Annotated in this window: 13 protein-coding genes and 1 pseudogene; all 14 read left to right on the forward strand. The window is 60.8% G+C overall.

Annotation, left to right across the window (positions count from 1 at the left end):
* The first annotated feature begins 13 nt into the window (after positions 1-13).
* Positions 14-691, forward strand: a complete 678-nt coding sequence (locus tag QA644_RS16330; RefSeq protein WP_039846099.1) for a response regulator transcription factor — start codon at positions 14-16, stop codon at positions 689-691.
* Positions 688-2,070 (forward strand): sensor histidine kinase, encoded by a 1,383-nt coding sequence (locus tag QA644_RS16335; RefSeq protein ID WP_283069551.1) that lies wholly within the window; start codon positions 688-690, stop codon positions 2,068-2,070. The genes QA644_RS16330 and QA644_RS16335 overlap by 4 nt, the downstream gene beginning before the upstream one ends.
* 110 nt (positions 2,071-2,180) lie before the next feature.
* The gene (locus QA644_RS16340; protein ID WP_283069553.1) at positions 2,181-5,504 is read left to right on the forward strand and encodes a transglutaminase family protein; all 3,324 of its coding nucleotides are present in this window, start codon (positions 2,181-2,183) and stop codon (positions 5,502-5,504) included.
* A gap of 14 nt (positions 5,505-5,518) precedes the next feature.
* On the forward strand, positions 5,519-7,939 hold the full coding sequence (locus tag QA644_RS16345; RefSeq protein ID WP_283069554.1) for a circularly permuted type 2 ATP-grasp protein: 2,421 nt from the start codon (positions 5,519-5,521) through the stop codon (positions 7,937-7,939).
* The gene (locus QA644_RS16350; protein WP_074069676.1) at positions 7,936-8,823 is read left to right on the forward strand and encodes a transglutaminase family protein; all 888 of its coding nucleotides are present in this window, start codon (positions 7,936-7,938) and stop codon (positions 8,821-8,823) included. Before QA644_RS16345 ends, QA644_RS16350 begins: the two co-directional genes overlap by 4 nt.
* A 379-nt stretch (positions 8,824-9,202) precedes the next feature.
* On the forward strand, positions 9,203-10,393 hold the full coding sequence (locus QA644_RS16355; protein ID WP_283069556.1) for a TadE/TadG family type IV pilus assembly protein: 1,191 nt from the start codon (positions 9,203-9,205) through the stop codon (positions 10,391-10,393).
* A gap of 277 nt (positions 10,394-10,670) precedes the next feature.
* The gene (locus QA644_RS16360) at positions 10,671-13,133 is read left to right on the forward strand and encodes a glycogen/starch/alpha-glucan phosphorylase (RefSeq protein WP_074070433.1); all 2,463 of its coding nucleotides are present in this window, start codon (positions 10,671-10,673) and stop codon (positions 13,131-13,133) included.
* Complete coding sequence (glgB, locus tag QA644_RS16365; protein WP_283069558.1) at positions 13,130-15,337, forward strand: 1,4-alpha-glucan branching protein GlgB; 2,208 nt, start codon at positions 13,130-13,132, stop codon at positions 15,335-15,337. The genes QA644_RS16360 and glgB overlap by 4 nt, the downstream gene beginning before the upstream one ends.
* 22 nt (positions 15,338-15,359) lie before the next feature.
* A complete protein-coding gene (gene glgC / locus QA644_RS16370; protein ID WP_074069678.1) occupies positions 15,360-16,622 on the forward strand; it encodes a glucose-1-phosphate adenylyltransferase in 1,263 nt (420 codons plus the stop codon).
* Positions 16,623-16,626: 4 nt separating this feature from the next.
* Complete coding sequence (gene glgA, locus QA644_RS16375) at positions 16,627-18,069, forward strand: glycogen synthase GlgA (RefSeq protein ID WP_283069561.1); 1,443 nt, start codon at positions 16,627-16,629, stop codon at positions 18,067-18,069.
* Positions 18,070-18,074: 5 nt separating this feature from the next.
* A complete protein-coding gene (locus QA644_RS16380; RefSeq protein ID WP_194728202.1) occupies positions 18,075-19,706 on the forward strand; it encodes an alpha-D-glucose phosphate-specific phosphoglucomutase in 1,632 nt (543 codons plus the stop codon).
* A gap of 10 nt (positions 19,707-19,716) precedes the next feature.
* Entirely contained in the window at positions 19,717-21,696 is a 1,980-nt protein-coding gene (glgX, locus tag QA644_RS16385; protein WP_283069562.1) for a glycogen debranching protein GlgX, read from the forward strand.
* 89 nt (positions 21,697-21,785) lie between these two features.
* Positions 21,786-22,274 (forward strand): MaoC family dehydratase, encoded by a 489-nt coding sequence (locus QA644_RS16390; RefSeq protein WP_194728204.1) that lies wholly within the window; start codon positions 21,786-21,788, stop codon positions 22,272-22,274.
* A gap of 12 nt (positions 22,275-22,286) precedes the next feature.
* Positions 22,287-22,548 (forward strand): annotated as a pseudogene (locus QA644_RS16395) (hypothetical protein).
* The last annotated feature ends 21 nt before the right edge of the window (positions 22,549-22,569 follow it).

The following is a 22,569-nucleotide window of genomic DNA, read 5'->3' on the forward strand; positions in this document are numbered from 1 at the left end:
CAGGAAACCACCCGTGCGCATTCTCCTTACCGAAGACAATATCGCGCTGGCCGACGGCCTGTCCGCGATCTTGCGCGGTACGGGGCATGCCGTCGATGTCGTCCACGACGGCGCATCCGCCAATGCAGTCATCGCGGCAGAAAATTTCGATCTCGTGATCCTCGACCTCAACCTGCCCGAGATGGACGGGCTGGACGTGTTGCGCAGCATGCGCGCCCGGCAGAACCAGGCGGCCGTCCTAATTCTGACTGCACGCGGAGCGCCGGAGGAGCGGGTCAGAGGCCTCGACCTCGGCGCCGACGATTACCTTATCAAGCCCTTCGACATTACCGAATTCGAGGCGCGCGTGCGCGTGCTGCTCCGGCGCCAGGCGGGCCTGCATTCGGCGACGGTGATGTACGGCTGCGTGTCCTTCGACCTCAAGTCCCGCACCTTTTCCGCCGGCAATATGCAGCTTGATATTCCCGCTCGCGAAGTCGGACTGCTTGAAATCCTCTTCATGCGTGCCGGCAAAGTCGTGTCCAAAGAGGCAATCACCCAGTCGTTGACGGCCTTCGACGATGACATTTCCACCAATGCGATCGAGCAATATGTCAGCCGGCTGCGCAAGCGCCTGGCACCGCATGGATTGACCGTGAAGACCGCGCGCGGCATCGGCTACTATCTCGACAAGCTTCCCGAGGCCTCATGAAAGCCGCCTATTCGCTGAGGCGCCGGCTGCTTTTCTGGCTGCTGATCTCCACCGCCATCATCGGCACGCTGGCGCTCGCCGACACATACCGGGAGGCGGTCGAGACCTCGAACATTGTTTCAGACCGTGTGCTTGCCGGTTCGGCGCTCGCCATTGCCGAGCGCGTCGTCGTGGCAGAAGACGGCGCTCTGGAAGTCGACATTCCCTATGTCGCGCTGGAAATGCTGACATCGGCCGCTCAGGACCGGGTGTTCTACCGCGTCGATGGTCCGCCCGGCAAATTCATTACCGGCTACCAGGCGCTTCCGGTTCTCAAGGAAACCAAGGGCGACGCAGCCGTCTTCGCAGACGATATTTTCCGCGGCGAGCCGATCCGCGTCGCGACGCTGGAGCGCTCCGCCTCAACCGGCATCCGCTCGGTTCCGTTTGTTGTCACCGTCGCGGAAACGACGATCGCCCGCCGTCAGCTGGCACGCGCGATCCTTTTCCGTTCGGCTGTCCGCCTTGCCTTCATGATCGCCGGTGCAGCCGTGATCGTCTGGATCTCGGTCACGGTCGCGCTCCGCCCGCTCTACAAGCTCCGGGACGCGATCGGCGAGCGCAGCCCGGACGACTTGCATCCGATCGAGCAATCGGTACCGAGCGAGGTGCAGCCACTGGTGGATACGGTGAACGGCTTCATGGTGCGCCTGCAGTCAGCCCTAGACGCGCTCCGGAATTTCACCGGCAATGCCAGCCATCAATTACGCACACCGCTTGCCATCATCCGAACTCAGCTCGCGCTTTCCGCCCGCGCCGCAACGCTGCCTGAAGCGCAGGACTCGGCCCTGAAAGGCGACCAGGCCGTCGCGCACGCCGAACGCATTCTCGCCCAGCTGCTGCTGATGGCAAAGATCGACGCCGCAACAGCCAAGGAGGCCCTGGCGGCCTCGACGATCGACATCGCCGCCATCGCCCAGGAGATTACCGGCGAACTGATCCCTCAAGCCGCGGAGGCCGGTATCGATCTCGGCTTTGAGGGGGATGGACATGCGATGATCCGCGCCGAACCCCTTTTGATCGGCGAGCTGCTGCGCAATCTTGCGGGCAACGCCATCGCATATGCCGGCAAGAGCGCCGAGGTTACCGTGCGGATTGCGCAGGATGGCGAAACCGTACGCCTCGAGGTTGAAGACAATGGTCCCGGTATCGCGCCGGAAAAGCTCGACGCCGTGCGCCGCCGCTTTTCGCGCGGCAACGACTCCGAGGCGCCGGGCGCCGGCCTCGGCCTCCCGATCGTCGAGGAAATCGCCAATCTTTTCAATGCGACGCTCACGCTCTCGCCTGCGACCAGCGGCAAGGGGCTCAAAGCCGCCGTCGCCTTTGCAAAAGTGTCGTAAAGGCTTCGCGGCGTTAACCTTTCCGCCTTGCTTTCTTTCGTTGCATTGCACACTATCGCGTCGGGAACAGCAAATGCCGCATAACGATGTGGCGTCGGACAAGGCAAAATATGTCGATCAAAGCCAGTATCTATCATCTGACGCACTACAAATACGACAGGCCGGTCCGCCTTGGGCCGCAGGTCATCCGCCTCAAGCCCGCCTCGCATTCAAAAACGCACGTGCTCAGTCATTCGCTGAAGGTCACGCCGTCGAACCATTTCGTGAACCTGCAGCAGGACCCCTACGGGAATTATCTTGCCCGCTATGTCTTTCCCGACCCGGTGACCGAATTCAAGATCGAGGTCGATCTCGTCGCCGACATGACGGTCTACAACCCCTTCGACTTCTTCGTCGAAGAAGAGGCCACCAGATGGCCCTTCGACTATCCGCAGACGATCCAGGAAGACCTCTCGATCTACATGAAACCGGAGGCCCCCGGCCCGCGGCTCAAGGCTTTCCTCGAAACGCTCGACTATTCGCCGGGCCAGCCGACCGTTGACATGATCGTCGGCCTCAACGCCCGCCTGCAGCAGCAGATCGGCTATGTCATCCGCATGGAGGCCGGCGTCCAGACGCCGGAGGACACGCTTGAAAGCGCCAGAGGCTCCTGCCGTGATACGAGTTGGCTGCTCGTTCAGGTTCTCCGTCACCTCGGCCTCGCCGCCCGCTTCGTCTCCGGCTACCTCATTCAGTTGACGCCCGACCTGAAGGCCCTTGACGGCCCCTCCGGTACGGAGGTCGATTTCACCGACCTGCATGCCTGGGCCGAAGTCTATCTACCCGGCGCCGGCTGGGTCGGCCTCGATCCGACATCCGGGCTGCTCACCGGCGAAAGCCACATCCCGCTCGCCGCAACCCCGCATTATAGCAACGCCGCCCCGATCTCCGGCGGCTATTTCGGCGAAGCCAATACCGAGTTCGCCTTCGACATGAAGGTCGCCCGTGTCGCCGAACATCCGCGCATCACCAAGCCCTTCTCCGAGGAGAGCTGGAACGAGCTCGACGCACTTGGCAAAAAAGTGGATCGTATCCTCAAAGCAGAAGATGTGCGCTTAACGATGGGCGGCGAGCCCACTTTCGTGTCGATCGACGATTTCGAATCCGAAGAGTGGAATACCGCCGCCGTGGGCCCGACCAAGCGGGAGAAAGCCGACAGCCTGATCCGCAGGCTTCGCCAGCGCTTCGCCCCGGGCGGCTTCCTGCATTACGGACAGGGCAAGTGGTATCCCGGCGAAAGCCTGCCGCGCTGGACCTTCTCACTCTACTGGCGCAAGGACGGAAAGCCGATCTGGCAGAATCCGGATTTGATCGCAGTAGAAGGCGCGGACACCGTCGCCAAGGCGGAAGACGCCGAGCGGCTGCTCACCGGCATCGCGCGCGAGCTGGCGATTACGCCTGATATGGTGCTGCCGGCCTATGAGGATCCCGCCGAGTGGATCGTCAAGGAGGGAAGCCTTCCCGAAAATGTCGATCCGTCGAATTCCAAGCTGAAGGATCCGGAAGAACGCAACCGCATCGCCCGCGTTTTCGAACGTGGCCTGACGGTTCCGACAGGTTATATCCTTCCCGTTCAAGCCTGGAATGCTCAGGCCTCAGGGCACCGCTGGATCAGCGAGAAATGGCAGACCCGGCGCGGCAAGATTTTCCTCGTCCCAGGCGACAGCCCTGTCGGATACCGTCTGCCGCTTGGTACGCTCCCTTACGTGCCGCCATCGCAATATCCCTATATCCACATCGCCGACCCATCGATCCCGCGCCAGCCCCTGCCCGAAGTTTTCGTGCCCGCCGGCCGCGCCATGCCGGAGGCCTCCTTCCAGCGCGACGAGAGCGGCCAGAGCCGTGTGGAACAGACGCTCGGCGAAATCGGCGGCGCGGTTCGCACGGCGATATCGGTCGAGCCGCGCGACGGCCGGCTTTGCGTCTTCATGCCGCCCGTCGAGCGCATTGAAGACTATCTCGAACTCATCGCAGCCGCCGAAAACGCAGCGGCCGAACTTGGGCTTGCCGTCCATATCGAGGGCTATTCGCCGCCTCAGGACGAGCGCATCAATGTCATTCGTGTCGCACCGGATCCAGGCGTCATCGAGGTGAATATCCACCCCGCCTCGAACTGGCAGGATTGCGTCGCAATCACCACCGCGATCTACGAAGAAGCGCGGATGACGCGTCTCGGCGCCGACAAGTTCATGATCGACGGCCGTCACACGGGCACGGGCGGCGGCAACCATGTCGTCGTCGGCGGCGCCAATCCGAACGACAGCCCGTTCCTGCGCCGGCCCGACCTCCTGAAGAGCCTCGTGCTGCACTGGCAGCGGCATCCCTCGCTCTCCTATCTCTTCTCCGGCATGTTCATCGGACCGACCAGCCAGGCGCCGCGCATCGACGAGGCCAGGCACGACAGCCTGTACGAGTTGGAAATCGCCCTCGCCCAGGTGCCCGCACCCGGCCGCGGCCCGTCGCCGCTTCCCTGGCTGACCGACCGCCTGTTCCGCAATCTCCTGATCGACGTGACGGGCAACACCCACCGTGCGGAAATCTGCATCGACAAGCTGTTTTCGCCGGATGGGCCGACCGGACGTCTCGGTCTCGTAGAGTTCCGCGGCTTCGAAATGCCCCCGAATGCGCGCATGTCGCTCGCTCAGCAATTGATGGTCCGCGCCCTCATTGCCCGCTTCTGGAAAAATCCCGCCGACGGCAAGTTCGTGCGCTGGGGCACTTCCCTGCACGATCGCTTCATGCTGCCGCATTTCGTCTGGGCCGATTTCCTGGATGTGCTTGCCGATCTCAAAGAAAACGGCTTCGAGGTCAGCCCGGAGTGGTTCAAGGCACAACTCGAATTCCGCTTCCCCTTCTGCGGCGAAGTGGAATACGAGGGCTCGAAACTCGAGCTTCGCCAGGCGCTCGAACCCTGGCACGTCATGGGCGAGGAAGGCGCGATTGGCGGCACCGTTCGATATGTCGACAGCTCGGTCGAACGACTTCAGGTTCGCCTCGAAACCAGTAATTCCTCGCGCTACACCGTCACCTGCAACGGCCGAACGGTGCCGCTGACACCGACAGGGACGTCCGGCGTGTCCGTCGCCGGCGTCCGCTTCAAGGCGTGGCAGCCGGCCTCGGGCCTGCATCCGGTCCTGCCGGTGAATACGCCGCTGACGTTTGACATTTATGATACATGGTCGAAGCGTTCGATCGGCGGCTGCATCTATCATGTTGCCCATCCGGGCGGGCGCAACTATGACACCTTCCCGGTAAACGGCAACGAAGCGGAAGCAAGGCGGCTCTCCCGATTCGAACCGTGGGGACATACGGCGGGCGGCTTCATTCCGCGCGCCGAGATCGGTTCGCCGGAATTCCCGCTGACGCTGGATCTCCGCAGGCCGGCAGGCATTTGACGAGCTAGGTTTTAATGGGCAAGAAACCGGCAATGGAGAAACGTAGGGACGAGGTTCCAAGCCGCGGCGGCAACGATGCGGCGTTCGGCTATGCGCCCCTGCCCGGCATTGCCGACGAGATGGTCGGCAACAACGGCGCCATCCGCCCGGTCTGGCAGCGCTTTCTTGCGGGTTTCGGGGCAATTCCCGAGAAGGAACTGACCGAGCGCTTCGCCCGAGCCGACCGCTATCTGCGCGATGCCGGCGTATTCTACCGCGCCTATGGCAGCAAGGGCACCGGCGAGCGCTCCTGGCCGCTGTCGCATATCCCGGTCCTGATCGACGAGCGCGAATGGCAGGCGCTTTCGGCCGGCCTGGTACAGCGCGCCGATCTGCTTGAGGCGATCGTTGCCGATATCTATGGCGACAACAAGCTGGTCGACGAAGGCTTCCTGCCGCCTGGCCTGATCGCCGCCAACCCGGAATTCCAACGCCCGCTTGCAGGCGTAAAGCCGGCGACCGGCCACTACCTGCATTTCTGCGCCTTCGAGATTGGCCGCGGCCCGGACGGAAACTGGTGGGTTCTGGCCGACCGTACACAGGCGCCGTCAGGTGCAGGCTTCGCGCTTGAAAGCCGCGTTGCCACCACGCGCGCCTTCTCCGATATCTATGCCGAAACCCCGGTTCACCGTCTCGCCTCCTTCTTCGGCGCCTTCCGCGATGCGTTGCAGACGATGAAACATTCCGGCGACGACCGCATCGGCGTTCTGACCCCCGGACCGGCAAACGAAACCTACTATGAACACGCCTATATCGCCCGCTATCTCGGCTTCATGCTGCTCGAAGGCGAAGATCTGACGGTGGTCAACGGCCGCGTCATGGTTCGCACGGTGGCCGGCCTGAAGCCGATCGGCGTCCTCTGGCGTCGCCTCGATTCCGCCTATGCCGATCCGCTGGAGCTGAACCAGAACTCGCATATCGGCACCCCCGGTCTGGTCGAGGCACTGCGTGCTGAATCGGTGACGATCGTCAATGCTCTCGGAACCGGCATCCTCGAGACGCGCGCCTTGCTCGCTTTCATGCCGACGATCTGTCGCCGCCTGCTTGGCGAAAAACTGTACCTGCCGTCGATCGCCACTTGGTGGTGCGGGCAGAAGGAGGAGCGCGAACACGTCGCGAAGAACATCGAGAAGATGGTGATCGGTCCCGCCTATTCGCGCGCTCCCTTCTTCGACGATAGCGGCGAGTCCGTCCTCGGCTCGTCGCTGCGCGCAACGGCAAAGGATTCGATCACCGACTGGCTGAACTCCGACGGCCCGAAACTCGTCGGCCAGGAAGTCGTCACGCTGTCGACGACGCCGGCCTGGGTAGACGGAAAGCTGACGCCGCGGCCGATGTCGCTTCGCGTCTTCGCCGCTCGCACGGCGAATGGCTGGCAGATCATGCCGGGCGGCTTTGCCCGCATCGGCGCCGGCGATGACGCCGCTGCGATCGCCATGCAGTCGGGCGGCGCGGCGGCAGACGTCTGGATCGTCAGCGACAAGCCGGTCGAGCGCCATACCCTTCTGCCTGCCGAAGGAAGCTTCACCCGCAACATGCCGGGCAGCCTGCCAAGTCGGGCGGCCGACAATCTCTTCTGGCTCGGCCGCTATATCGAGCGCGCCGAAGGAGCGCTGCGCATCCTTCGCGCCTGGCACGCGCGTTACGCCGAAGCTGCCGATCCGAGTCAGCCGCTGCTTGCCGATGTTTCGGAATATCTCGCTGCCGTCGACATCGGCACGGAAGAAGCCGTGCCCGAAACGTTGCTGCGCAACATCGACAGCGCCGTCTATTCCGCCAGTAATATCCGCGACCGGTTCTCGCCGGATGGCTGGCTGGCCCTGAACGACCTAGCCAAGACCGCGCACCGCTTCCATGTCAGCGTTGCAGCGGGCGACGACGCCAGCCATGCCATGACGATCCTGCTGCGCAAGCTCGCGGGCTTCGCAGGTCTCGTGCATGAAAACATGTATCGCTTCACCGGATGGCGCTTCCTCTCGCTCGGTCGCTATATCGAGCGCGGCCTGCACATGACGCGTCTTCTCGGCCACATGTCCGGCCCCGATGCCCCTGATGGCGCGCTGGATATGCTGCTCGAAATCGGCGATAGCGTCATGACCCACCGCCGCCGGTACAACGTCAACACCGCCCGCCTGACCGTCACGGACCTTCTGGCGCTCGACCCGCTAAACCCACGTTCGGTTCTCTTCCAGATGAACGAGATCCATCGCGAGGTCGAGCAGCTGCCGAACGCCTTCGTCAACGGCCAGATGTCGCCATTCTACCGCGAGGCCATGCGCCTGCATTCCGGCCTCGCCGTCATGACGCCGGAAACGATGACCGGCGAGTTCTACAAGAAGTTTGAACGCGAGCTCGAGCAGCTGTCCGACCTTCTCGCCCAGACCTACCTCGGGTGACCGCCGTGCTCTACGACCTCACCCTTCACATGGGATACACCTACGACACGCCGGCTTCCGGAGCGCGTCACATCATTCGGCTGATGCCGCTTTCGCTGCCCGACCGGCAGCGGCTGGTCGCAGGCTCGATTACCATATCTCCGTCGCCGGACGAGCAATCGCATTTCACCGATTTCTTCCTCCATCCGGCAACATCCATCCTGCTGCGGTCGCCGCACGAGACGTTGGATATCCGCATGCAGGCCCGCGTGCAGGTCGATAGCCGTTCGATCGCCGCCGATTTCTCGCCGGATCTCGACCGCCTGCCGAAGGAGGTCGCCGGCGTCTGGTCGCTGGAGCCTGACTCTCCGCATCATTTCCTCGCCAGCAGCCCTCGTCTCACGGAAACCCGCGCCATTTCGGACTATGCCCGGGACTGCGCGCCGCCCGGCCTTACCGTGCTGCAGATCGCCAATGCCTTGTGCACCCGCATCAACAAGGATTTCACCTACGATACGGAAGCAACGACGGTAGATTCCACGGCTCTCGACGCTTTCACCCTGAAGCGCGGCGTCTGCCAGGATTTCGTCCATGTGATGATCCTGGCGCTCCGCAGCCTCGGCATCCCGGCAGGCTATGTCTCCGGCTTCCTGCGGACGATCCCACCACCCGGCAAGGAACGGCTCGAAGGCGCTGACGCCATGCATGCCTGGGTCCGTGTCTGGTGCGGTGAAACCCTGGGCTGGATCGAACTCGACCCGACCAACGACATGCCCGCCGGCACCGACCACATCGTCGTCGCCTATGGCCGCGACTATTCCGACGTTGCCCCTGTCATCGGCGTGCTGAAAAGCTACGGCGGCCATCGCGCCGTGCAGGCCGTCGACGTTATTCCGATCAAGTGATCGGAAGACAGGAATAGCCGCTGCTTCCTGGAGCCTCGCGACCAGCAAGAGAAACCCTGTCTCATATGTTTTTGACTGCCTGAATCCCGAAATCAACCGACCTTGGCGGAAGCATCCGCATGTCTTCCTGGCCTCTGTGCCGGAATGTGCCAATGGCGAGGGAAAGTGTGTAGGACTGACGCAGAACCCGTCGCCACAGACGTTAATGCGCAAAAGCGCCAGCTGTCCTCTTGGCGAGAAGGTTATCCGGCAAACGCAGTAGATCATGTCCCAAAATCGCAAGGTATCTGCAATTTTAACGATTACCTTAAGACCTGTGGTAACAACCGCGCTGTAGATATGAAAACAGCATAAACCCTCTCTTGTTGCAGGTGACATGATGTCTCCCATATCTTTTCTGCGCGCCAACATTGCGCGCGTCTTACGCGATCGTTCCGGCAATTTCGCCATGATGACGGCGATTTTGATGCCAGTCGCGATTGGCGCCGCCGGGCTCGCCGTCGATGTATCCAACATGATGCTTTCGCAACGTCAGTTGCAGGAAGCCTCCGATTCGGCTGCGCTGGCTGCAGCCTCCGCGCTCGTCGCCGAAAAGGTCGATGTGAACGGTGCCAAGGAGCTTGCCAAGAACTTTGTCATCGGCCAGATGTCAAACTACATTGACGATTCGGACACCATCGCGGCCCTAAAGGATGCAATGTCTGTTGTTGTCACAGAAACCGCATCCGGTTCGGGCGGCAAGACTTACAAAGTTGAGGTCAAAACTGCCTACAACATGGACAATAGCGCGCTGATGCGCATCTTGGGCAAGGAAAGCACGGAAATCGGCTCATTGTCCAAGACGGAGAGCAGCACCGAAAACACCGTCACAAAGAGCTCGCTCTCGATGTATCTCGTGCTCGACCGTTCGGGCTCGATGGCCGAGGATACTACGACCTCGCATACGTACACGGAAAGCTACAACTGCGGCTCGAGAAACAACCCAAAGACCTGCGATCGAACCGTTACGGACTACTACACCAAGATCCAGGCATTGAAGCTGGCCGTTTCGAGCCTGCTGACCCAGTTGAATACCGCCGATCCTAATCTGCAATACGTCCGCACCGGCAGCGTCTCTTACAATATCGCAATGCAGTCGGCGTTGAATCTGGCCTGGGGAACGTCTGCCGTGTCAACCTACGTCAACGCTCTGACCGCGACAGGCGGGACAGATTCAAGCGATGCCTTTAAGACGGCATATGACAAGATTATCGACCCGGCCGAGAATACAGCGCATTTGAACAAGAACGGCCTGACGCCCGACAAATACATTGTCTTCATGACGGACGGCGACAACAATTACATTTCAGCCGATACTGAAACGAAAAAATGGTGCGACTTGGCGCGCGACAAAAATATCACGGTCTATACGGTTGCGTTCATGGCTCCCGATCGCGGCAAGGCGCTGCTAAGCTACTGCGCGACGAGCTCTTCAACCTATTTCGCAGCCGAGAACATGGCCTCGCTCGTCGCGGCCTTTAAGATAATCGGCTCATCGGCCGCCAAACAGAACATACGCCTGACCCAATAAAATTCGGCGCTCATCCTTTCAAGGAAAAGCCGCTCCGGAACAAACCGGGGCGGCTTTTCGTTTAGGGCTAATCTCGCGCATCAGACCGGGAAAACCAATTGAAATCAAGTCCCTTATGCCGGTGAACACGACGGTTTCGCAAATTTTTGCTTTCGCTAAATCCCTTGTTGCAAGTGCTTGGTAACGATGCATAAACTGCCGTGACCGGCGTGCGTGCAAAGTCGGCTTCGTCAGACGTAACGCACTGAAACTAAATCAAAATTGGCGAGATATGACGATGAACCCCGTTTCCAAGCCGACCATCCCTTCTCCCGCCCCGCGCAGTTCCCGCCCGGAAATTCTAGCCGAAGAAATCATCGAACGCCTGACTTACCGCATCGGCAAGGATGCAAAAGTTGCCAAGCCGCATGACTGGCTGACGGCGACTATCCTCGTCGTTCGCGACCGCATCATTGACAAATGGATGGAGTCGACGCGCAAGGTCTACGCGACAGGCGACAAGCGCGTTTACTACCTGTCGCTTGAGTTCCTGATCGGCCGCCTGATGCGCGATGCCGTCACGAACATGGGCCTGATGGAGCAGGTGCGCGATGCACTCGCCTCCCTCGGCGTCGATGTCAACGTGATCGCCGGCCTCGAGCCGGATGCTGCTCTCGGCAACGGCGGCCTCGGGCGCCTCGCGGCCTGTTTCATGGAAAGCATGGCAACGGTCGAAGTGCCGGCCTATGGCTACGGCATCCGTTATGTCCACGGCCTCTTCCGTCAGCAGCTTGCCGACGGCTGGCAAGTGGAATTGCCGGAAAGCTGGCTCGCGCATGGCAACCCTTGGGAATTCGAACGCCGCGAAAGCGCCTATGAAATCGGCTACGGCGGCACCGTCGACGTCGCCAACAACGCCGAAGGCGAGCCGCGCTATGTCTGGAAGCCGGCAGAGCGCGTCATCGCCGCTGCCTTCGACACACCGGTGGTCGGCTGGCGCGGCAAGCGCGTCAACACGCTGCGTCTCTGGTCGGCCCAGCCGATCGACCCGATCCTGCTCGACGCCTTCAATGCCGGCGACCATATCGGTGCTCTGCGCGAAAGCAACAAGGCGGAAAGCCTGACGCGCGTGCTCTATCCGGCAGATGCGACGCCCGCCGGACAGGAGCTGCGCCTTCGCCAGGAATTCTTCTTCTCCTCCGCCTCGCTTCAGGACATCCTGCGCCGCCACCTGCAGCAGTATGACGATTTCACATCGCTGCCGGACAAGGTGGCGATCCAGCTGAATGACACGCACCCCGCCGTTTCGGTTGCCGAGCTGACGCGCCTGCTCTGTGACGTTCACGGCATGGATTTCGAGCAGGCCTTCGATATCGTCCGCCGCACGATTTCTTACACCAACCACACGCTCCTGCCGGAAGCTCTCGAGACTTGGCCGATCCCGCTCTTCGAACGGCTGCTGCCGCGTCACATGCAGCTGATCTACGCGATCAATGCCAAGATTCTGCTTGAGGCCCGCAGGGAAAAGAACTTCTCGGACACCGAAATCCGGGCGATCTCGCTGATCGACGAGAGCGGCGACCGCCGGGTGCGGATGGGAAATCTCGCCTTCGTCGGCTCGCATTCGATCAACGGCGTATCCGCCTTGCATACCGAACTCATGAAGGTCACGGTCTTTGCGGACCTGCACAAGCTCTATCCGAACCGCATCAACAACAAGACGAACGGCATCACGCCACGCCGCTGGCTGCAGCAATGCAACCCCGGGCTCACCAGCCTTATCCGCGAGGCGATCGGCGACGAATTCATGGATGACGCCGAAAAGCTCAAGCCGCTCGAAAAATTCGCCACCGATCCGAGCTTCCAGGAAAAGTTCGGCTCCGTGAAGCGCGCGAACAAGGTGGCGCTCTCCAATCTTGTCGCCAGCCGCATGGGCGTGAAGCTTGATCCTTCCGCGATGTTCGACATTCAGATCAAGCGCATCCACGAGTACAAGCGCCAATTGCTCAACGTTGTCGAGGCGGTCGCTCTCTACGACCAGATCCGCTCGCATCCCGAACTCGACTGGGTGCCGCGTGTGAAGCTCTTTGCCGGCAAGGCGGCGCCGAGCTATCACAATGCCAAGCTCATCATCAAGCTCATCAACGACGTCGCCCGCACGATCAACAACGACCCGGCCGTCCGCGGCCTCCTGAAAGTGGTCTTCGTGCCCAATTACAACGTCTCGCTTGCCGAGGTCATGGTGCCCGCCGCCGACCTCTCCGAGCAGATTTCGACGGCCGGCATGGAAGCCTCCGGCACCGGCAACATGAAGTTCGGTTTGAACGGAGCGCTCACGATCGGCACCCTGGACGGGGCGAATGTCGAAATGCGCGACAATGTCGGCGCCGACAATATCGTTATCTTCGGCCTGCGCGCCGATGAAGTCGCCGATGCCCGCACCGATGGACACAACCCACGCGCCATCATCGAAAGCTCCCGGGAACTGTCGCAGGCGCTGGCTTCGATTGCCGGCGGCGTCTTCTCGCCGGATGACCGCAATCGCTACGCCCAGCTGATCGATGGCATTTATTCGCACGACTGGTTCATGGTCGCCGCCGATTTCGACGCCTATGCAGCCGCCCAGCGGGACGTGGACCAGATCTGGAACAAGCCGTCCTCCTGGTATGCCAAGACCATCAACAATACCGCGCGAATGGGCTGGTTCTCCTCCGACCGCACGATCCGGCAGTATGCCGATGAAATCTGGAGAGCCGGATGAAAACGCCGAAAGTCGCGCTTGAAGTAAAGCGTCCCTGGGAAATTTCGGCAGACGAAATAACGGCAATCCTTGCCGGCTCGCACGCTAATCCATTTGCTGTGCTCGGCGTGCATGAGGCAGGTGACAGCTACGCTGCCCGCTGCTTCATTCCCGGCGCCGAAGAAGTCACCGCCTTGACGCTCGACGGCAGCGTCATTGGCGAACTGACGCAGCTCCATCCGGATGGCTTTTTCGCTGGCCCGGTCGCGCTGGCGAAACGGCAGCCGGTGCGCTACCGCGCCCGGCGCGACGATGCGGAATGGGCCGTCACAGACCCGTACAGCTTCGGCCCCGTGCTCGGCCCGATGGACGACTACTACGCGCGTGAAGGCTCGCATCTCCGCCTCTTCGACAAGATGGGGGCGCACTGGATCAAGCACGAAGGCGCGCAGGGAATCCATTTTGCCGTCTGGGCGCCGAATGCCCAGCGCGTTTCCGTCGTCGGCGATTTCAACAATTGGGACGGACGCCGACATGTGATGCGTTTTCGCGCCAGCGCCGGCATATGGGAAATCTTTGCGCCGGATGTCCCGACGGGCGTCCCTTACAAGTTCGAGATCCGCGGCCATGACGGCGTTCTCCTGCCGCTGAAAGCCGATCCTTTTGCGCGGCGCAGCGAATTTCGTCCGAAGACGGCCTCCGTCGTTGCACCTGAACTTCTGCAGGAATGGCAGGACGAAGACCACCTCAAACACTGGAGCGAAACCGACAAGCGCCGCCAGCCGATCTCGATCTATGAGGTGCATGCCGGTTCATGGCAGCGCCACCAGGATGGTTCCTTCCTCTCCTGGGACGAGCTTGCTTCCAGCCTCATCCCCTACTGCGTCGACATGGGCTTCACCCATATCGAATTCCTTCCGATCACCGAACATCCCTACGATCCGTCATGGGGCTACCAGACCACCGGCCTTTACGCGCCGAGCGCCCGCTTCGGCGAACCGGAAGGCTTTGCGCGTTTCGTGAACGGCTGCCACAAGGTCGGCATCGGTGTCATTCTCGACTGGGTGCCCGCGCACTTCCCCACCGACGAACACGGCCTCGGCTGGTTCGACGGCACCGCACTTTACGAGCATGAGGATCCGCGCAAAGGTTTCCACCCGGATTGGAATACGGCGATCTACAATTTCGGCCGTACGGAGGTTCAATCCTATCTCGTCAACAACGCGCTCTATTGGGCGGAGAAATTCCATCTCGACGGCCTGCGTGTCGATGCCGTCGCCTCGATGCTCTATCTCGATTACTCGCGCAACCACGGCGAATGGATTCCGAACGAATACGGCGGCAACGAAAACCTCGAGGCCGTCCGCTTCCTTCAGGACATGAACACCCGCATCTACGCCGAGCACCCGGGCGTCATGACCATTGCCGAGGAATCGACCTCCTGGCCGAAGGTCTCGCAGCCGGTGCATGAAGGCGGCCTCGGCTTCGGCTTCAAGTGGAACATGGGCTTCATGCACGACACGCTGAGCTACATGAAGCGTGATCCGATATATCGCAGGCATCACCACAACGAACTGACCTTCGGCCTGCTCTACGCCTATTCGGAAAACTTTGTTCTGCCACTCTCCCATGACGAAGTCGTGCACGGCAAAGGTTCGCTGATCGCAAAGATGCCTGGCGATGACTGGCAGAAATTCGCAAACCTGCGCGCCTACTATGCCTTCATGTGGGGCTACCCCGGCAAGAAACTGCTCTTCATGGGCCAGGAATTTGCGCAATGGAGCGAATGGAGCGAGGCAACCTCGCTCGACTGGAACCTGCTGCAATACCGCATGCACGAAGGCATGCGCCGCCTCGTACGCGACCTTAACTTCACCTACCGCTCCAAGCCGGCGCTGCACGCGCGCGATTGCGAAGGCGACGGTTTCGAATGGCTGATCGCCGACGATCACGAAAACTCCGTCTTTGCATGGCTGCGCAAGGCACCGGAACACAAGCCGATCGCCGTCATCACCAATTTCACGCCGGCTTACCGCGAGAACTATTCCATCCGCCTGCCGCTCGAAGGCCGCTGGCGGGAAATCCTGAATACCGATGCCGATATCTACGGCGGCAGCGGCAAGGGAAATGGCGGGCGCGTGCAGGCCGTCAACGCCGGCGGCAGCATCGTTGCGTCGATCACCTTGCCGCCGCTGGCGACGATCATGCTTGAACCTGAGACTTGAAGACTGGTGGGAGGAGTAGACAATGGTAGAAAAGCGCATTCAGCCACTTGCCCGCGACGCAATGGCCTATGTTCTGGCCGGCGGCAGGGGAAGCCGCCTCAAGGAACTCACCGACCGGCGCGCCAAGCCGGCGGTCTATTTCGGCGGCAAATCACGTATCATCGACTTTGCACTGTCGAACGCGCTGAATTCCGGCATCCGCCGCATCGGCGTCGCGACGCAGTATAAGGCTCACTCTCTGATCCGCCATATGCAGCGTGGCTGGAACTTCTTCCGTCCCGAGCGAAACGAAAGCTTCGACATCCTGCCAGCCAGCCAGCGCGTCTCGGAAACGCAATGGTACGAAGGCACTGCCGACGCCGTCTATCAGAACATCGACATCATCGAGGATTACGGCGTCGAGTACATGGTCATCCTTGCAGGCGATCACGTCTACAAGATGGATTACGAGTGGATGCTGCAGCAGCACGTCGATTCGGGCGCGGATGTCACCATCGGCTGCCTGGAAGTGCCGCGCATGGAAGCCGTCGGCTTCGGCGTTATGCATGTGGACAAGGCCGACCGGATCATCGATTTCGTCGAAAAGCCCGCCAATCCGCCAGGCATTCCGGACAAACCTGATTTTGCGCTGGCGTCCATGGGGATCTACGTCTTCCACACCAAGTTCCTGATCGACGCATTGCGCCGCGACGCAGCCGATCCGAATTCCAGCAAGGATTTCGGCAAGGATATCATCCCCTATATCGTGAAGAACGGTAAGGCGGTCGCGCACCGCTTCGGCCAGTCCTGCGTCCGCTCGGATTTCGAACACGAACCCTATTGGCGCGATGTCGGAACGATCGAAGCATACTGGCAGGCGAATATCGATCTGACGGCGATCGTCCCGGAACTTGATATTTATGACAAATCCTGGCCGATCTGGACCTATGCGGAAATCTCGCCACCGGCAAAATTCGTCCACGACGACGAAGACCGCCGTGGCTCGGCCACCTCCTCGGTCGTCGCCGGCGATTGCATCATCTCCGGCGCCACGCTTCACAAAAGCCTTCTTTTCACCGGTGTTCGCGCTAACTCCTATTCGAAATTGGAGGGAGCCGTCGTCCTGCCGAGCGTGAAGGTCGGCCGGCGCGCGCAATTGAAAAACGTCGTGATCGATCATGGCGTCGTCATTCCGGAGGGCCTTGTCGTCGGCGAGGATCCGGAACTCGATGCCAAGCGGTTCCGGCGGACGGAAAGCGGTATTTGCCTGATTACGCAACCGATGCTCGATAAGTTGGATCTTTAGACATATGAAAGTTCTTTCGGTTGCGTCCGAAGTCTTCCCTTTGATCAAAACAGGGGGCCTTGCCGACGTGGCCGGCGCCCTGCCAATCGCACTCAAGCAGTTCGGCATTGAGACGAAGACCCTCATGCCCGGCTACCCGGCAGTCATGAAGGTCATTCGCGATCCGGTCGTTCGCCTGCAGTTCGATGATCTGCTGGGAGCGCCCGCGACGGTGCTGGAAGTGGAATATGAAGGCCTCGATATCCTCGTTCTCGACGCTCCTGCATATTACGATCGCATGGGCGGTCCCTATCTCGACCACACGGGCAAGGACTATGCCGACAACTGGCGGCGTTTCGCGGCGCTATCGCTGGCGGCTGCCGAAATCGCCGCGGGCCTGATGCCGGACTGGCGGCCGGACCTCGTACATGCCCACGACTGGCAAGCCGCCATGACGCCGGTCTATATGCGCTACTATCCGACGCCTGAGCTGCCGACCGTTCTGACAATCCACAACATGGCATTCCAGGGCCAGTTCAGCGCCGACATCTTCCCGAGCGTGCGCCTGCCGCCGCATGCGTTCTCGACCGAAAGCATCGAATATTACGGCCATATCGGCTTCCTGAAAGGTGGCCTTCAGACTGCGCACGCGATCACCACCGTAAGCCCCACCTATGCCGAGGAAATCCTGACGAACGAGTTCGGCATGGGGCTGGAAGGTGTCATCGCCAGCCGCCGCGACGTGCTGCACGGCATCGTCAACGGCATTGATGCTGAAGTTTGGAATCCGGCAACCGATCCGGTCGTCCACACACATTACGGCGTCACGACACTTAAAAATCGCGAAGAGAACCGCAAATCGATCGCCGAATTCTTCCGCCTGCATGATGACGGCGCGCCGATCTTCAGCATCATCAGCCGCCTTACCTGGCAAAAGGGAATGGACGTGATCGCTGCGACCTGCGACGCAATCGTCGCCCTCGGCGGCAAGCTTGCCGTCCTCGGCTCCGGCGATCCAGCGCTTGAAGGCTCGCTGCTTGCCGCAGCCGCCCGTCATCCCGGCCGCATCGGCGTCTCGATCGGATATAACGAGCCGATGTCGCACCTGATGCAGGCCGGCTGCGATGCCATCATCATTCCCTCGCGTTTCGAACCTTGCGGTCTCACCCAGCTTTACGGCTTGCGTTATGGCTGCGTGCCGATCGTGGCACGCACCGGCGGTCTCAACGATACCGTGATCGATGCCAATCACGCCGCGCTTGCAGCGAAAGTCGCAACGGGGATACAGTTTTCTCCCGTCACCGCAGAGGGTATGTTGCAGGCAATCCGGCGTGCACTACATCTCTTCGCGGACCAAAAAGTCTGGACCCAATTGCAAAAGCAGGGCATGAAATCGGATGTCTCGTGGGAGAAGAGCGCCGAGCGCTACGCTGCCCTCTATTCAAGCCTCGCCCCGAAAGGCAAGTGACAGAAATGAACAAATCTGTATCCACAACGCCCTACCAGGACCAGAAACCCGGCACGTCGGGTCTCAGGAAGAAGGTCCCGGTCTTCCAGCAGCCGAACTATGCTGAGAACTTCATCCAATCGATTTTCGATTCTCTGGAAAGCTATCAGGGCAAGTGCCTCGTCATTGGCGGCGACGGACGCTACTACAATCGCGAGGTCATCCAGAAGGCGATCAAGATGGCCGCCGCCAACGGCTTTGGAAAGGTCATCGTTGGCAAAGGCGGCATTCTTTCGACCCCGGCTGCCTCGCACATCATTCGTAAATACAAGGCTTTCGGCGGCATTATCCTTTCTGCCAGCCACAATCCCGGCGGCCCGACCGAAGATTTCGGCATCAAATACAACGTCAACAACGGCGGGCCGGCGCCGGAAAAGATCACCGACGCGATCTATGCGCGCACCAGGGTGATCGACAGTTACAAGATCGCCGATTTCCCGGACGTGAACCTCGATCGCATCGGCAAGGAAGAACTGCCCGGCGGCATGATGCTTTCGGTCATCGACTCGGTCGAGGACTATACCGCGCTGATGGAGGAGCTCTTCGATTTCGGCGCGATCCGCAATCTGATCAGCCTCGGCTTCCGAATCGCCTTCGATGCGATGAGCGCCGTTACCGGCCCCTATGCCAAGGAAATCTTCGAAAACCGTCTTGGCGCGCCGCTCGGCTCGGTGCGAAATTTCATGCCGCTGCCGGATTTCGGCGGGCATCATCCGGATCCGAACCCTGTCCACTGCAAGGAACTCTATGACGAGATGATGGGCGAGGACGCGCCCGATTTCGGCGCCGCTTCGGACGGCGACGGCGACCGCAACCTCATCATCGGCCGCGGCATCTTCGTCACCCCTTCAGACAGCCTGGCGATCCTCGCAGCCAACGCCAATCTCGCGCCGGGATATTCCGGCGGCCTGGCAGGCATCGCACGCTCCATGCCGACCAGCGGTGCTGCCGACCGCGTCGCCGAAAAACGCGGCATCGGCATGTATGAAACGCCGACCGGCTGGAAATTCTTCGGCAATCTGCTCGATGCCGGCATGGCAACGATCTGCGGCGAGGAAAGCGCCGGAACCGGCTCCAGCCACGTCCGCGAGAAGGACGGCCTCTGGGCCGTACTCCTCTGGCTGAACATCCTTGCCGTCCGCGGCGAAAGCGTTCAGGACGTCGTTACCCAGCATTGGCAGACCTATGGCCGCAACTACTATTCCCGCCATGACTATGAAGGCGTGGATACCGACGCTGCAAACGGCCTGATCGATAATTTGCGCAGCCAGCTTGCAGCCCTGCCGGGCAAGACCTTCGGCGGCTTGACCGTCGAAAAAGCGGACGACTTCGCTTATCACGATCCGGTCGACAAGTCGGTCAGCGAACATCAGGGTATTCGCATTCTTTTTTCGGGCGGCTCGCGAGTCGTGTTCCGCCTCTCCGGCACCGGGACGTCCGGTGCGACGCTACGTGTTTACCTGGAGCGTTACGAGCCAGATTCGACCCGGCACAACATCGAGACGCAGGAGGCGCTGGCCGACCTGGTCGCCGCCGCGGAAAGCATCGCGGACATCCGCAAGCACACGGGCCGTGATGCACCTTCGGTGATCACCTGATCGGAGGCTCATGCGGGCGGACAACAGGGCTAAAGGGGGCGCGATCCTTTTCGAAACCGGCGTCGAATTCGCCGTCTGGTCGCAGCATGCCACAGAGATCCAGCTCTGCCTCTTCGATGAAACCGGCAACAAGGAACTCGCGCGCCTGCCGATGGCGCGCGAAAACGGCCATGTGCACCGGCTTTTCGTCGACGGTCTGAAGGAAGGCGCCTGTTACGGCTTACGGTCCGACGGCATCTATGCTCCGGAAAACGGTCTCTGGTTCGATCCGTCCAAGCTTCTGGTCGACCCGTACGCCAAACAGCTCGACCGGCCGTTCCGCCATGATCCGCGTCTCGGCATCTTCGGCGAAGACACGCAGAACCTGATGCCGAAGGCGATGGTGACCCGCGATACGAAAGTGACGTTGGCGAAACCCCTCTTCAAGCCAGGCGGTTTTATCTATGAAGTCGCGGTCAAACCCTTCACGATCCTCCACCCGGACGTTCCCGAGACGCAGCGCGGCACCGTCGCCGCCCTTGCCCATCCCTCAGTGATTGCTCATCTCAAGCGGGTCGGTGTCGATGCCGTCGAGCTGATGCCGATCACCGCTTGGATCGACGAGCGCCATTTGCCGCCGCTCGGACTAGCGAACGGGTGGGGCTACAATCCCGTTGCCTTCATGGCGCTCGATCCGCGCCTCGCGCCGGGCGGCATGGCCGAACTGCGCGATACGGTTGCGAAGCTTCGGGCCGAAGGCATCGGCGTCATTCTTGACCTCGTCTTCAACCATACCGGCGAGAGCGACCGTTACGGCACGACGCTGTCGCTGCGCGGCCTCGACAATCGCTCCTTCTACCGGCATCTGCCCGGCCGGCCCGGCGAGCTTGTCAACGACACCGGGACCGGCAACACCGTCGCCTGCGATCATCCCTATGTCCGCCAGCTCATCATCGATAGCCTCCGACATTTCGTCCTCGGCGCCGGCGTCGATGGTTTCCGCTTCGATCTGGCGCCTGTCCTCGGCCGCACGGCAAACGGCTTCGAGGCCCATGGAGGGACACTCTGCGCAATCCTCGACGATGACGTGCTCGCCGAGCGCATCATGATCGCCGAGCCTTGGGATATCGGTCCGGGCGGCTATCAACTCGGCAATTTTCCAGCTCCCTTCCTCGAATGGAACGACCGCGTTCGCGACGATATCCGCTGCTATTGGCGCGGCGACGACTGGAAGACCGGGCCGCTCGCAACAGCACTGGCCGGCTCCTCCGACATTTTCTTGCGAAACGGCGGAACGGCGACGCGCAGCGTCAATTTCCTCGCCGCCCATGACGGTTTCACGCTGAAGGATCTCGTTGCCTACAGTCATAAGCACAACGAAGCGAACGGCGAGGAAAACCGCGATGGCCACAACGAGAACCATTCGTGGAACAACGGCATCGAGGGCGAAACGCGCTATCGCGATATCATCAAGAAGCGCCGTGGCGATCTGAAGGCGCTGATCTCGACGCTCTTTGCCAGCCGCGGCAGCATCATGCTGACGGCGGGTGATGAAGGCGGGCGAACACAGCGCGGCAACAACAACGCCTATTGCCAGGACAACGAAATCACCTGGGTCGACTGGGAGGCGCTGGATGAAGAATTGATCGCCCACACCGCCTTCGTGGCAGCATTGCGAAAGCGCTTCTCCGTCTTCTCCGAATCCGGCTTCTTCGACGGCAACGGCGATGTCGAATGGATATCCTCCTCGGGCAATCCGATGACCGTTGGAGAGTGGGAGACTGCGAATCTCTCCACGCTCGGCATGCTGCTCACAACGCGCGACCGCGACAGCCGCAGACAGGTGCGTCTGGCCGTGCTTTTCAACCGATCGAACAATGCGATGGACTTCGTCTTCCCGCCCCCAGACACTGCCGCGTGGCGGCTGTTGAGCGCGTCCGGCAACTCCGAGAAGCTTGGCGCGGCCGTGATCGTTCCGCCGCGGTCGGCCATCTTTTGCGTCGGGAATTGATTCAAGCCGCAACGAATGTGAATCGTTGTCGTAATTGTCATAAATCCACTGTAAGCAATTGAGCAGGCGGCTTTTTTCATGGGGAATTTATGGTCAGGGAAATTTCGCTCGCGGAAGTCCGCGGGCTCATTGGCACGAAAACAGGGCTTTCAGATTGGATTCTTGTCGATCAGGCGATGATCGACGCTTTTGCGCACGCCACCAACGACCATCAGTTCATCCATACCGATCCGGCCCGCGCGACAACCGAAAGCTCCTTCGGCGGCACGATCGCCCATGGTTTCCTGACGCTCTCTCTGCTTTCCACAATGAATTACAATGCGTTGCCCAAAATCCGCGAGCAGACGATGGGTATCAACTATGGATTCGACAAGGTGCGCTTCATGGCGCCGGTCAAATCCGGCACCCGCATCCGCGGCCATTTCATCCTCGCCGACGCACGCTTCCGCGGCGCCAGCATGCTGATGACCACATATGAAGTGTCCATCGAGATCGAAAACGAGAAGAAACCCGCGCTTACTGCGAACTGGATCACCATCATCCAGTTCGACCCGAAGGACCGGCCGGAGGAAACCTGAGGAGCAGGCTCTTTGGAAATCCCCGCGCAGTTTAATATCCTCGAAAACCGGGAGCTGGGTTGTAAACCACAGGATGAATTCGGCGTTGGTGGAGACACTCTTCTGGGAGGATGCCCGATATCGGCTCCTTGAGGACCTTGCCGAATATACCGCCAAGACCATTGATGGCGCGAAGTTAACGCTGTTCGTATGGCGGGAATTTTGCGAACGCGCAGTTCCGCCCGCGATCAGTTCAGCGGCCATTGAATTGCTGAAAGCGGCTTTGCGTCCTTAGCCGCTCTCGCGCGATTTCACG

This window comes from Rhizobium sp. CC1099 (assembly GCF_029714385.1).
Taxonomy (GTDB): Bacteria; Pseudomonadota; Alphaproteobacteria; order Rhizobiales; family Rhizobiaceae; genus Rhizobium.

What these genes read in the sequence shown, in the direction of transcription:
- QA644_RS16360 (WP_074070433.1), top strand. Translation starts at nt 10,671, where the DNA reads ATGAACCCCGTTTCCAAGCCGACCATCCCTTCTCCCGCCCCGCGCAGT.
- glgA (WP_283069561.1), top strand. Translation starts at nt 16,627, where the DNA reads ATGAAAGTTCTTTCGGTTGCGTCCGAAGTCTTCCCTTTGATCAAAACA.
- QA644_RS16355 (WP_283069556.1), top strand. Translation starts at nt 9,203, where the DNA reads ATGTCTCCCATATCTTTTCTGCGCGCCAACATTGCGCGCGTCTTACGC.
- QA644_RS16380 (WP_194728202.1), top strand. Translation starts at nt 18,075, where the DNA reads ATGAACAAATCTGTATCCACAACGCCCTACCAGGACCAGAAACCCGGC.
- QA644_RS16390 (WP_194728204.1), top strand. Translation starts at nt 21,786, where the DNA reads ATGGTCAGGGAAATTTCGCTCGCGGAAGTCCGCGGGCTCATTGGCACG.
- glgB (WP_283069558.1), top strand. Translation starts at nt 13,130, where the DNA reads ATGAAAACGCCGAAAGTCGCGCTTGAAGTAAAGCGTCCCTGGGAAATT.
- glgX (WP_283069562.1), top strand. Translation starts at nt 19,717, where the DNA reads ATGCGGGCGGACAACAGGGCTAAAGGGGGCGCGATCCTTTTCGAAACC.
- QA644_RS16345 (WP_283069554.1), top strand. Translation starts at nt 5,519, where the DNA reads ATGGGCAAGAAACCGGCAATGGAGAAACGTAGGGACGAGGTTCCAAGC.
- QA644_RS16340 (WP_283069553.1), top strand. Translation starts at nt 2,181, where the DNA reads ATGTCGATCAAAGCCAGTATCTATCATCTGACGCACTACAAATACGAC.
- QA644_RS16335 (WP_283069551.1), top strand. Translation starts at nt 688, where the DNA reads ATGAAAGCCGCCTATTCGCTGAGGCGCCGGCTGCTTTTCTGGCTGCTG.
- glgC (WP_074069678.1), top strand. Translation starts at nt 15,360, where the DNA reads ATGGTAGAAAAGCGCATTCAGCCACTTGCCCGCGACGCAATGGCCTAT.